Below are 12,699 nucleotides of genomic sequence, written 5' to 3'. Positions count from 1 at the left end.
GTAATTGAGCAATCGGTCTGCTGAGGAGATAACACACCTAGATAGCACGGAATGACCTTGTCAAATTGGTTTTTTCAACCAGACTGATCAAGGTCCTCGAACTAGCCAGATACGTACTCCAGCGCAACGAAACAGCCTATACCATACTTCCGCCCTTGTAAAGGGGGGTGCCATATTAGTACCTCATCGTTTGCGAGGCCAAAAAGCGCCGGCGGCTCCAACAATAGTCAGAATCACTCCGACTGCAAGCACAACATAATTAATAATCCGAACAAGCTTGCCGTCCGACACGCCGGATGCCTGGTGTAAAAGCTCGGACACGTGATCTTCGCTTACTTTTCCGTTAAAAGTAAGAACGTCCTCACGCTTCACACCTTCTGCATCGCCGAAGTAATCGTCGATTTTTTCTTCCACGTCAATTATCAGACCAGTTTTCTGATCAACCAACCAATCCCTAGTGCCAGAGTGGAACAGATAGCCGGGTGTGGTGTTCTCTCCATCGCGGAAAGACGTGGTGTTCAGCGCCGAATGGTAAAGCTGCGCAACATTGGTGGGCTGAATTTCTTGCCGATAACGATATAAAGTACGCCCTTCTTTAACAGTTTCCTCTGTAAAAACCGCGGGGAGAGTCTTGCGCAGAGTCACGTCAAAGACCTCATAGGTGGTTTTTTCTGCGTCAGTTGGAAATTTTAACCATTGCCCATCAATAGTTACGCTGCGCGTGGGACTAGCCAGCTGATCTGCCACTGTGGCCTGAGACGTTGCAGCTCCACTGCGCCGATCAATCGAATAAGACCATACGGTGGCGCTGATAAGCCGATCAAGATCCTTTTGTAGGCTCTCACGCATATCAGTAACGCCGACCCGAACCGTAGCAGTATTTTCATCGCTTGGAGGCAAAATCTCCGTGTGAAACTGACGCGTTACAGGAGCCTGGACCACAAGGTCCTTACCAACAACGCGGGTCGTAGCTTTTTCATCTCGCAGAGTAAGGGTGGTGTGCGAGAGGTCGAGCGGCAAGCGGGCATCACTCATTAAAAAGCTAGGAGCCAGTATCCCCCACGCAACAAGCGCGAGACCAAGCCCTAGGCCTAACACTGCGAGGATCCTTGACCGAGGAAGCATGACGGTGATGTTACCTTCTTTCTCCGGTCTCAGTTCAGATGGGGTCTTCAAGCAGTGCCTACCGGTCTCACGCTTTTGCGAACAAGCCCGCAAGCAATATTAGGCTATTTCCGCTTTGTGATGTTCCTAGCCTGGGCAAAGAACACCATTCCGCCGAGCATAGCCATTGCACCCAACCCAAAGAGGAACCCAGTCCACCACCCGCGTTTTCTCATAGACTCACCTGTGGCAGCAATCTTCTCATTGCTGGCCTCTTGAGCTTCGTCTGCTTTGTTGTCGGGGGTCTTCTCTGCAGGCTTTGCTGAGGCCTTCTTCTCTGTAGACTTTTTAGCTGGCTTCTTCTTGTCCTTGGACGCGTCTTTGTCTTTTGCCGAGGACTTAGCAGAGGAGCCGCTAGAAGACGAGGTGCTTCGTGGTTTGTTTGGCTTTGCTGCGCTGCCACCACGGTCGGAGCTTCCGCCACGAGAAGAACGTTCTGGTGTGCTCGCGTTCTGCCCAGATTCTCCTTGTTCACTGTGTCCTCGCTCAGCGCGCGAAGAGTCGTTCGAGGCAGGTTTTCGCTGTTCCTCTTTCTTCCCTAAGTCGTTGGCAGTAATCACTTTGAAGAGCGAGTCAGTTTGTCGAGACATGGTAGTCAGCTCCCGATCGAGCTCACGGATGTCCTTAGCCAAATTTTTTAGATCAATCGGAACAATCGGAGACGGCACAGGAGGAACAGTGTCTTCTTCCGGCTCTTTAGGTTCTTCCGTCTTAGGCTGCTCAGACTCAGGTTCCTTGGTTTCTGGTTCTGCTTTCTCCGGGTCTTTCTGAGGAGCGTCCGCCTCCGGTGTCTTCGAGGTAGAGGTCTCTGACTCTTGGGACTGCGATTCCTTAGGCTTGTCCTTCTGGGTCTTTGGCTTCTCCTTGTTGTCCTTTTTACTTTCCGGCTCTGCAGAGTTTGTTGCTTTAGGTTCGTCCTTCTGAGCAGCTTCCTTCAAAGGCGTTGCATTGACAGACGTCTCTGTAACCTCCTTACGTGGCGTCTCTTTTTCTGCGCTAGCGGTTCCCACCAAGAATGCAGCGCTAAAGCTATACTTTTGGGCCACAGCTTGGTTGTGAGCTTCTTGGTCTTCCACAAAAAATGTAAACGTTGCGGTGTACGCTCCCGGAGCCGTAAAGGCAAATGCCTGGCGATAAGAATTTCCGCCCTCGTATTCCCATGCTTGATCTAGGTCTTGGGAGTCAAAAGCTACTTCCGCTTTCTCCTCGCGCACTTCTGCGGTCACCATGCGCCCGGGGCCATGATAATCAGAGAGAGCTACCGTGATCTTTTTGGTAGCTGGGACTTTTTCAAAGTTAAAACCCACGGAAGGAACATCTAGGTTGGCGTCTTTTTCCTGAGGCAAATACCAAAGAGGAGCTGAATCTTTTTTATCCTTCAATCCCAGCAATTCTCCTGGAACTCGCGCCTTATCGCCAACCGTAATCAGCGCTTCGCCGGAAGCGTATGCCTTAGGAGCTGCGGAGTCTCCAGTGAGCTCGTCTTTTTTGTCCTTTGCCACTACCAGGGATGCCATGTTCCGGGGTTCTTGCTGCCCCGCAGCCGTTTCCCCCGGAGTCGTTGGAACCGTAATGCTCAGGTCACCTTTACGGAGAACTGTCTGCGGCGCCTTAGACTTTTGAGCAAGCTTCTCCCACAGCGAGCGGACTTCTTGATCAGTCAGCTTGCTGTTGTCTTTGCCTGATGCCTCGAGCTTTTTCCCCTCTTTTATAAGCTTCTTTTCCAAGCCCTCAGCGGCCAACTCAGGTTCCTCTAGTGGGATTTCCTCCAACCCCTCAGCCCCTTCGGGCACATCCTCGATATCTTCTGTCGGGTTAGGGGTGGGCTTCTTATAAGAAGTCGCGGCAGCGCCAATGGGCAGGGTAAAACTATCGAGTTGTTTTCTCGTGGACTCTAGATCGAGCAGAATGCTGCTATCGTCCGCTTTGCTTTCCGACGCCGCAGTCGGTTCCGTCTCAGCCCCCTCTTGCGCAAAAGCCCAAGGATTGTGCAACCCACAGAGAGTCACTGCTAAACCAACGCCAACCAGTGGTCGTCCAATACGAGTAGTAATTCGTTGTTGCCTCATGAGAGAACGGCTCCTTGTGAGTTGTCTGCCGAAGTGCGGCGTTTGAACAATCCGTGGCGAGGTGAAAGACACCACGAAAGCAGGAAAAAGACTGTGGCCACGAGCACGATGGTCGCCCCTGTGGGGAGATCCAAGGCCCATGAAAGATATACGCCGACCAGGGATGAGCACGTGCCAACCCCTGCAGCAATCGCAGACATAATACTAAATTTGTCTGTCAACATTCGAGCAGTCGCTGCGGGAGTGACCAACAACGCAAGCACCAAGATATTTCCGATCGTTTGGACAGAAATAACCACGGCTGCGGTGACTGCAACATACAGGAGGACGTCGAGAAGCATCGTGGGCAGATTCATCGCACGCGCGGTCTCCCGATCCAAAGTCACCGCAGTCAGTTGCGGCGCAAGGAGAGCTAATAACACGATCACAACCAGCCCTACAACGGCAGTAAGAATGATGTCTTCCGTGGATACTCCGGTGATAGAGCCGAAGAGAAAGCTGGTCAGTGATGCCGTATATCCGTCGACTTGAGAGATAAAAACCACACCGGAAGCAAAAGCTGCAGCAAAGAAAATGCCGATAACCGTGTCCTCTTTTACGCGTCGCCGCTGTGAAAACACCGCAATGAGCAGGGCTACTACCGCGCCGGCCACCGCTCCTCCCACAAGCACTGAGCCTTGCAAGACAAAGGCAATGGCAATACCAGGAAAGACCGCGTGAGCCACGGCATCACCCACAAAAGCCATACCGCGTAGCACCACATGAGTGCCCACTACCCCACATACAATCGAGCTGATCACGGAGATCAGCAAGGCCTTAGGCAAGAAGGCCAGGGCAGGGTTGCTCAAATCAGAGAAGAACTCCACGAGCGAAATCATGACGCTGGCACTCCTTTCTGCGCACTGCGCGCGTCCTCTCGACGTAAAGCACCGACAGACACAAGCAAAGGCGAGTGCTCACTCACGCTGAAAGTCTCGATCCATGGCTCTGGTCGCTCCAGGTCCTCCGGCGCTGCATCCGCAACGATCTGGCCGTTGAAAAGGAGAATGCGGTCACAGGAGCTCACCGCTTCGACCAAATTGTGGGTGCTCATCACGATAGCGGTGCCTTCTTTGGCCAAGCGATGGAATAGCTCCAGCAGGGATTCGGCGGAAGGCATATCCAACCCGGTAAAGGGCTCGTCAAGGAAGAGCACCTTTGGAGCAATGGAAAGCGCACGCGCGATAAGAACTCGCTGTTTCTGCCCACCAGATAGCTCACCGATAGGCCGGTCTGCTAGGTGAGTCATCCCCACCATGTCTAGCGCGCGGTGTACCGCATCAAAGTCCTTTTGCCCGGCGCGCTTGAACCAACCGATCAGGCCTGTGCGCCCATTCATCACAAGTCCATGCACGTCGATGGGATAATCCCATGCAAATTCATGACGCTGCGGCACATAACCCGCATGATTACGCACGCCGCGCCCCTGGGTGCCCGATATAGTTACATGCCCAGAATCTGTTGGTATGAGGCCCAAAAGCGCACGCATCATGGTGGTTTTGCCGGCACCATTGGGGCCGATCAGGCCTACAAATTCTCCTGCGCGCACATCAAAATGTATGTCCTTCATGACTGTGCGACCCCCCAGGCTCACGCCTAGACCGCGCACCTCAATGACGGATGCAGCACTACTCATCGTTGCCCATTCTGTGCAGCTGTTTCTTTACGTTTCTTTGCCGATGCCCGCATGCGGAGCCCAGCAATCACAAATCCAAGGGCTATAAGGATCATCGCGATGAAGATCCATAGGGCCACGGAGCTTGAGTTCTCCTCGGCAAGCGCATCCTTTGTTTTAGTGCTTGCCGACGCTCCCTTATCCCCACTCTTTGTTGAGCTCGGGAGGAACTCGCCATCCCACTGTGCAGATTTTGCTTTCTCCAAAGATTCTTTGCCCACTGCAAAGGTGAGCACTTCGGTGATCTCTTTGGTTGTGCCGTCGAGAAGCGGAATAAGTGCACGAACTGCCACTTTGTGCACTCCTGGCTTGGTAAACACCCAGTTAGCATGCGTGTGGGTATTCAGGTCTACCCACATCGGCTGGGACTCGTTTTTTGCTGATGTCCACAGCACCTGAGGTTCTGCAAAACCGCCGTTTTGTAGGAATAAAGAGAATTGTCCATCGCCTTCATGGCCTGCAAATTCCAGTGTGATGCCACGGTCAGCTGTTTTGGTCAGTGTTGGATTTTGAGTATTCCAGCCCAACCATGGCACCCCGTGCACCTCGCTTTGCGGAATAACCCACACCTGAGAACCAGGCTTTGCCCCCGTGAACTCAAAGGATTGCGATTCCTCGGGCAAAGTTTGTTTGGCGCTGTCATCCACAAGAAAAACGGTGTCTGATAGGTGGCGCCACTTGGGCGGAAATTCCGAATCATCTCGTACCAAGAATCGGGTTTCCCCAGAATCTGTGTTCACCACAGGGCCTAGATCGGCGTGTCCATGATCGAATACTTTTTGGGTGCCGAGTGTCACCACGTCCTCAGCGTCCGTCACTGTCTGCTCTAAAGATGGATCATCCTGCGTCTGCGCTAAAGCAACTGCTGGGAAGGCCGCGTGAACAGTACTTATAGCGGCAACAGTGGCAACTGGCACCGCAATACTAGACACGATTGCCATGCTGGTTGCAAGCATTCTGACGCGTGCCCTGTTCACACAAACAGCTGGGACCCTAAGTTTAAGATTGATAGACACTGGTTTTGCTCCGATTAATGATGGATGCCTCAGAAAACATAAGGCGTTCGCTCTAATAAAAGATGGAATGAGTTCTTCTGGTGCTGAATGCTTAAGACGTGTCTCGGCGCACCCCTAGGCATTGCTGCAGGCTTGTTGCATTTGCCCGCATCAGGTCAATGTAGGTAGTTACGTCTTCATCAAAAGAGTCTCCTCGGATGGGGCAGACTCGAATGTTGAGCCTCTTAGCTGTTTCCAGCAGGTCCGTGGAGGCGACTGCCAACTGTGGTTCCAAGAACACCGCTGGTACATGGAGGTTCTTCAGCGTGTTGGTCAAAGCTATGAGGTCACGAGCAGAGGGTTCAACCCCTGGATTTGGAGTAACAAATCCTGCTACATCAATCCCGTAGGCGTGAGCTAGATAGGAATACCCATCATGAGTGGTCACCAAGTGGCGGCGTTCCTCTGGGATAGACGCAATCGTGTCTGTTACTTCCTGATGTAACCTGCCTAGCTCGCCGATATACGCGTCTGCATTCATCGTATACTCGCGCGCACCTTGCGGATCAGCAGCAATAAGCTCGTCCCTTATTGTTTTTACAAATGCAATAACGTTATCCGCGTCATGCCACAGGTGCGGGTCTACTTCCCCATGCACGTGTTTGCCCAACACAGCTTGCGGAAGAACATAGACCTCATCCCCAGGGGTCCCCAGGAAACGAAACTGCGGACCTGCCGGGATTTTTTGGAGCGTATTGTTGGGGACCTCTATGACCGTCGATGCAGCATCGTAGACGGTCGCGATGTCCTTACCATCAGCAGCGTCCCCTTGAATCTCAATTTTTTTGTTATTCAAATTGATAGAAACATCCTGATGGCCCTGTTCGAGCACCGTAGCAGAAGCATCAGAGGGTGCGCTCTTAGCGCTTACGCCGACAGCCATGGTGATAGAGCTTGCGCCTACCGGGATAGGGCGGGCACCGCGCTCGGTGACCAATTCCGCTTCAATGTCAATGACGTACACGCCAGGCTTGCTAAAGGCCCAACTCACATGCGTATGCGCAGCAGCGGGCAGAGTGATCGTATCGCCCTCGTATCCGCGCTCAGGGTGAAAGCCGTCGCGCGAATTAAAGTACACCTCAGGTGTGCCAAAAGCAGTGGTCAAATACGCAGCAGCGTCCCCCGGCGCCTCAGCGCCGTCTGCCCCATGAACACCAGTGACGTGTATGTTTACTTCGCTATGTGAGTTTGCGCCCAGCTGTGTTCCCGTGCCTTCTACACGCATGCCAAGCCACACAGAATCCAAGGTGACGTCCTCGACTAGCTGCAGCAAATGCGCACCGTGCTTGGTAGATTGCTCGCCAAGAGCGACAACTTTAGCGGGCTTTACCGCAGCATTATCAATGGCGCGCAGCACAGATTGTTGTTCCAGAAGAAGGCCGTTGGTAAAGATAACGTCCGCATTAGCCACGTTGCGGACGTCGCGAAGCGAAGGCTCATACGTATGCGGGTCTGCGCCCCGAGGCATGAGAGCAGTGACTCGAGCTCGGTCACCTGCTACATTGCGCGCAATATCCGCCACGATCTGCGTAGATGCAACAACGTCCGTGATGCCGTCGGCACGGCTAGGAAGATCCTTTGTGTCCGTTCCACACGCAGTGGCAAAGAACGCGCAAGCAATCAATGCTCCAACCCCCGCCTGTTGTTGACGGGTGCTGAGTATCGTCTTTGAATACATGATCAGCGGCTATTTGTTGCGGGTAACAGCCTTAACCAAACGAACTGTTCCAGCGCCGAACACCGCTAGACCAACACCCAAAACCAAGAAGGACGCCGTCATATAGGAAGGACCGGTCTCCGGTAAAGACTGACGCTTTGCGGGAGATGCAGCCGGTGCAGGCTTAGAAGATGTAGGTTTTGAGGATGAAGAGGAGCCAGAGGTGGAACGAGTTGAAGATTCGCTAGACGGACGGCTCTTCCGCTCATCATCGCCGCTGCGAGCTGATACAGCAATGGCTTCTCCCTCACCATCGCAGCTTGCTACCGTGTTCGGTCCTCCGTTACCGACGCTCCACACGTAACGCGCGACATTACTCGTTGCACCATCTGCGGCTGCTTGCACGCACATGGTGTAGGTACCGGGCGCAGTAAACACCCAGTTGGTGTGCACATGTGCCGGCTCCTGCTGAACAATGGTCTCTCCGCTTCTTACTTCAAAGCCTTTATCAGCCAAGATCGGTGTGTTGCCGCCAAAAGAACCTGTTTGAAAAGCATAGATCTGCCCGGGTCCAGAAACTTTGACAAAATTGATGTCGACTTCACCAAAACCACCCGAGCGAACACCATTGGTATCCCAGCCAGGCCAGATGAGATTTGGGTCTTGGGTTTGCGGCAGATAATAGCCGGATGTTCCCACCTCGGGGACCTGCGCCGTCTTATCCGTCCATGCCTCTTCTTTTACGCGCAGCGTCACAGAATCAGGATCATGCAGCACATGAGAACCGGTTACGTCCTCTTTAAGATTAAGTTTAAGGTTTCCCCCCTCAGCCGTGACGTTAAAAGCGTCAATATGTCCAGAATCAAGCTCTAGATCTTCCGCCCACGCCGCCGGCGCAAAACTGGCGGATAATCCGACAAGAACAACCGCACTAGCAGCCGCGATCCGTGAAGTACGTGAGGAGCGAAGAGGGCGAGTGAACACGGAATTCCTTTACAAATATGGCATTTTTTAGTTCTTTACCTCAGCTGTAAGGTTCAGCCGAACGACCTAACCATAATGGGAATTGCGTTCATTTGCAATAAGCGTGCGACCTCCCGCCCCTATTGGAGTTTCCCCACAGAAGCATCACTGCCCTAACGGCCGCAAACAGCAGGAAAGACAAAACTCCCACCGGGAAAGCATGATGCTTATCCCAACGGGAGTGATGTATTCAGTAATCGAAAGATTACTTGAGGGTAACCTTTGCGCCAGCCTCTTCGAGCTTAGCCTTAGCAGCCTCAGCGTCATCCTTGGATGCAGCCTCGATGATTGCCTTAGGAGCGGACTCAACGAGCTCCTTAGCTTCCTTCAGGCCCAGGCCGGAAACGATCTCGCGAACAGCCTTGATCACGCCGATCTTCTTAGCGCCAGCATCCTCGAGAACGACGTCGAACTCGGTCTTCTCTTCAGCAGCAGCCTCAGCGCCAGCAGCGCCTGGAGCAGCAACTGCAACAGGAGCAGCAGCGGTAACTTCGAAGACCTCTTCGAATTCCTTGACGAACTCAGAGAGCTCGATAAGGGTCATCTCTTTGAAAGCCTCAATGAGCTCGTCCTTGGTGAGCTTAGCCATAGTGGTAATCCTTTCGATTGCGGGCTGTGCACCAGCCCAAAAGTATGTGGTTTTTGTTTAGGTACCGAGTCCGGCGACCTAAGCTTCCTTCTTCTCCTGAAGCGCAGCGCCGAGGCGTGCGACCTGAGAAGCAGGAGCGTTGAACAGGCCAGCGGCCTTTGCCAAGTTGCCCTTCATGGCGCCTGCCAGCTTCGCAAGAGTGGTCTCGCGGTTGTCCAGCTCGGCGATAGCGTTGACCTGATCAGCGTTCAGGGCATCGCCATCCATGTAGCCACCCTTGACTACGAATGCCTTGTTGTTAGAAGCGAACTTCTTCATCGCCTTAGCGGCATCAACAGCCTCGCCCTTAATGAAGGCGATAGCAGTCGGGCCGGAGAGGAGATCATCAAGGCCCTCGACGCCAGCTTCTTTAGCAGCCAGCTTCAGCAGGGTGTTCTTGGCGACGGAGTACTGGACATCCGCACCGAGGGTACGACGCAACTCAGTGATCTGAGCAACGGTCAGTCCGCGGTATTCGGTGATAACGATGGAGTCGGTATCTGCAAAGCGCTCTTTGAGCTCTGCAAGCGACGATACGTTCTTCGGGTTTGCCATTACTTCGCCTCCTTCCTCTTGTATCTCTTGGGTATCTGATCCGCCGAGGCTTTTCCACCGGCGTTAGCCAATAAAAAAGCCCCGTGCAAGAGCACAGGGGGCGCACATACTCCGAAAGGAGTGTGAACTCTAAGTGTCTCCTGCGTGGGCCGTTCCAATCTCTTGGAATCCTTCGAGCCTAAGGCTGACCGACGGTCTTCGGTGAAACTTGAGTACGAGCCGAAATCGACTCATTCAAACTTCGAGCGATAACGCTAGTGCACAACGCTATCTTTAGCAAATCGTAAAACTCTGCCTAGCGTTTCCGCCTCGTTAGCTCGGCTTTTAGTCCGCAAAAGGATAATCCGTATAGCCGTGAGGTCCGCCCACATAAAAGGTATCCGGATCAGGAATATTCAGCGCTATGCCTTCTTGCCACCGACGCACAAGATCAGGGTTAGCAATAAACTCACGCCCCACGGCTACCGCGTCAGCGTGACCTGACTCAACGATGTCAGCAGCCTCTGCGTACTCGGTATAAGAGCCGAATCCTGAATTCAGGATCACAAATCCACCAAAGCTCTCTGCCAGCTGACGGACAAAGTCGCTGCGGTAATCCGCGTGGAGTATAGATAGGTACGCGAGTCCTAGGCCGCGGATTTCGTCGAGAAGCACCTGATAGGTGGCTAGGGTCTCCTCACGGTCGGTTTCTAATACACCTTGAATGTTGTGCTCCGGTGAAATACGCAGACCCACCCGGTGCGCACCGATCTCATCTGCCACTGCTTGAACAACCTGAATTACAAACCGTGCTCGGTTTTCCGGCGTGCCACCAAACTCATCCGTGCGCACATTGGAGGCTGGACTTAAAAATTCGTGCAACAAATAACCATTCGCCCCATGCAGCTCCACACCGTCGAGACCTGCATCAACAGCACGACGGCTAGCAGCGACAAACTCCTGTTTCACTCGCTCAAGTTCCGCTGTTTCAAGTGCATGGGGAACAGGAAGATCGACTTTTCCTGCAGGCGTGCGCATCTGCGTTCCTGAGGCCAGTGCACTGGGGGCCTCAGGAGAAACACCACCGTTCATCGACTCATGGCTCATACGTCCAGCATGCATAACTTGCATCACGACGCTCCCACCCGCCGCATGCACGGCCTCGGCGACCTTGCTCCACCCTTCCTGCTGCGCACTATCTGTGATGCCAGGTTGTCCGCTAAATCCACGCCCACGAAGCGTCGGGTATGTTCCCTCCGTAACAATCAAGCCTGCCGACGCCCTCTGCGCATAATACTCAGCGTGTAGTGCGCCAGGAACGCCGTCTTCACCGGCGCGGAGCCGCGTTAATGCGGCCATCGTAATCCGGTTTCGAAGGTTTAACGCCCCCGCTTGGGCAGAAGTAAAAAGTGACGTCATGGCAATCATGCCTTTCTCTGGATATTAAGGAGGTCTTGAAGCCATTCAACAGCTCCAAGACCCGCCTCATTCCGCGCCATGACTCCTGGCTGTTCAACACGGCATTTTTACGCCAGCGCACCCATCGGATCCCAAACCGGAAGAACATGAGGGGTTTTGGTTAATGCCCGGCGATACTCCTCCGGGAGACGCGAAGCTGGCACTGCGACTTCAAAAACATACTCCTCAAACCAAGAATCACTCATCGTCCAGAACCCCTTGTCGGCCTCATCCGCTCCCCAGGAGTTCTCCACCCGCCAGCGATTCACAGTTGTGCCGTCTTCTGCCAGATCCATGCCAGTGAATACCATGGCATGAGTCATCAAAGAATCGCTCGTTAAAAGCCGCTGGGCCTTCGACATATCAAAATCCACGCCATACAGCCCCTCGTAATCAAACAGGTGAGCATCCCACAGACCCGCATCTGCATAGGCTTGCACCTCGGTATCACAGCCGAACCACACCGGGGTGGCGTCGAGAAGCGAATCCCGAACCGCATCGCGCAGTACCTCTATGGGGGCGTTGACGTACGTTACCGGTGGTGCCCCAACAACATTGCCCAGGTATTCCACCGTATAGAGCTCACCGAATGCATTGCGCGGATCATTGACCACGCACACATAATCGCTGAGATCATGAGGAAGATAGCGCTGCGCAAACTCCAGCGGAGACATCGTGCCCTCATTTACAAAGGCATCATCTTTGGTGCGGTACTGCCACTGGAATGTCTCAGGAGGCACTCCAAGATGCGTAGTAATCACTTTAAAAGCGCTTTCTAATGCTTCTTCTCGCGCGCCAGCCACGCCTGCCCTTATCCGCAGGGATCCCCGACGCAAAACAGAGGCCAGATCTCGATTCATGGCGTGAGTATTGCTGCTAGAAAACGTCTCGGGCATCGCGTACTGCGGAACCACGCCATACTTGTGCACCAAAGCAACAAACATATTCCACTGCCCGCCATCATCGATCGGGTCGCGCAACAGCTTTTCCACGGTCCGATCTGTCAGTTCCCGGTCACGTAACTCATCCATTGCGCAGAGGAAATAGTTTGCCTTTTCTACTTTGTCCCAAAAATGGATGTATGTCTGGGATAGCTCAAAGTCTTTGATGGCGGTTTCCTTCATGATCGCGCCACGCAAAGAATTAAGGCCCGCGAAGATCCAGCATCGGCCGGAATTCTTTTGGTTAGCCACTGCCCAAGAATCCACTTTGGTGGACACAGACGTATCTAGGGAACGCAGTACTTCACGATCGAGCGCAACCTTGGTAGCTGAGCTCACCGCGACGGCATTACGCGCTAACCGCAGAGTCGGATCCTTGAGCAACTCGGCATTTGTAGCAGACACCGAGTTCATAGTTAGTTCAGTCATGAGTCTTTAAGTTCCTTAAACCTTATG

Annotated in this window: 11 protein-coding genes; all 11 read right to left on the bottom strand. The window is 53.4% G+C overall.

Going from position 1 to position 12,699, the window contains the following annotated elements:
* Positions 1–183: 183 nt before the first annotated feature.
* The 11 genes from CULFRC11_RS01785 to CULFRC11_RS01735 all read right to left on the bottom strand — a co-directional run bounded on the left by CULFRC11_RS01785 (position 184) and on the right by CULFRC11_RS01735 (position 12,672).
* Positions 184–1,125: a cell envelope lipid trafficking protein PgfA gene (locus tag CULFRC11_RS01785; protein ID WP_023635088.1), complete on the bottom strand. Its 942-nt coding sequence runs from the start codon at positions 1,123–1,125 to the stop codon at positions 184–186.
* A gap of 104 nt (positions 1,126–1,229) precedes the next feature.
* Positions 1,230–3,233, bottom strand: coding sequence for a hypothetical protein (locus CULFRC11_RS01780; protein WP_023635087.1), 2,004 nt, complete (start codon positions 3,231–3,233; stop codon positions 1,230–1,232).
* Positions 3,230–4,111: an anchored repeat-type ABC transporter permease subunit gene (locus CULFRC11_RS01775; protein ID WP_013910767.1), complete on the bottom strand. Its 882-nt coding sequence runs from the start codon at positions 4,109–4,111 to the stop codon at positions 3,230–3,232. Before CULFRC11_RS01775 ends, CULFRC11_RS01780 begins: the two co-directional genes overlap by 4 nt.
* Positions 4,108–4,908, bottom strand: a complete 801-nt coding sequence (locus tag CULFRC11_RS01770; RefSeq protein ID WP_023635086.1) for an anchored repeat-type ABC transporter ATP-binding subunit — start codon at positions 4,906–4,908, stop codon at positions 4,108–4,110. The genes CULFRC11_RS01775 and CULFRC11_RS01770 overlap by 4 nt, the downstream gene beginning before the upstream one ends.
* Positions 4,905–5,963 carry a choice-of-anchor M domain-containing protein gene (locus CULFRC11_RS01765; RefSeq protein ID WP_023635085.1) on the bottom strand — a complete coding sequence of 353 codons (1,059 nt, stop codon included), beginning with the start codon at positions 5,961–5,963 and terminating at the stop codon, positions 4,905–4,907. Before CULFRC11_RS01765 ends, CULFRC11_RS01770 begins: the two co-directional genes overlap by 4 nt.
* A 91-nt stretch (positions 5,964–6,054) precedes the next feature.
* Positions 6,055–7,680, bottom strand: a complete 1,626-nt coding sequence (locus CULFRC11_RS01760) for an anchored repeat ABC transporter, substrate-binding protein (RefSeq protein WP_023635084.1) — start codon at positions 7,678–7,680, stop codon at positions 6,055–6,057.
* Positions 7,681–7,689: 9 nt separating this feature from the next.
* Complete coding sequence (locus tag CULFRC11_RS01755; RefSeq protein ID WP_023635083.1) at positions 7,690–8,643, bottom strand: choice-of-anchor M domain-containing protein; 954 nt, start codon at positions 8,641–8,643, stop codon at positions 7,690–7,692.
* Between the two features lie 244 nt (positions 8,644–8,887).
* Positions 8,888–9,271, bottom strand: a complete 384-nt coding sequence (gene rplL / locus CULFRC11_RS01750; RefSeq protein ID WP_013241171.1) for a 50S ribosomal protein L7/L12 — start codon at positions 9,269–9,271, stop codon at positions 8,888–8,890.
* A gap of 78 nt (positions 9,272–9,349) precedes the next feature.
* Positions 9,350–9,865, bottom strand: coding sequence for a 50S ribosomal protein L10 (gene rplJ, locus CULFRC11_RS01745; RefSeq protein ID WP_013910762.1), 516 nt, complete (start codon positions 9,863–9,865; stop codon positions 9,350–9,352).
* A gap of 324 nt (positions 9,866–10,189) precedes the next feature.
* A complete protein-coding gene (locus tag CULFRC11_RS01740) occupies positions 10,190–11,263 on the bottom strand; it encodes an alkene reductase (protein WP_031269979.1) in 1,074 nt (357 codons plus the stop codon).
* Between the two features lie 107 nt (positions 11,264–11,370).
* Positions 11,371–12,672, bottom strand: coding sequence for a C1 family peptidase (locus CULFRC11_RS01735; RefSeq protein WP_023635080.1), 1,302 nt, complete (start codon positions 12,670–12,672; stop codon positions 11,371–11,373).
* Positions 12,673–12,699 lie beyond the last annotated feature (27 nt).

Source organism: Corynebacterium ulcerans (genome assembly GCF_000767685.1).
Taxonomy (GTDB): domain Bacteria; phylum Actinomycetota; class Actinomycetes; order Mycobacteriales; family Mycobacteriaceae; genus Corynebacterium; species Corynebacterium ulcerans.
Note: the sequence above shows the minus strand (reverse complement) of the source record. Positions and strands in the feature narration are given on the sequence as shown.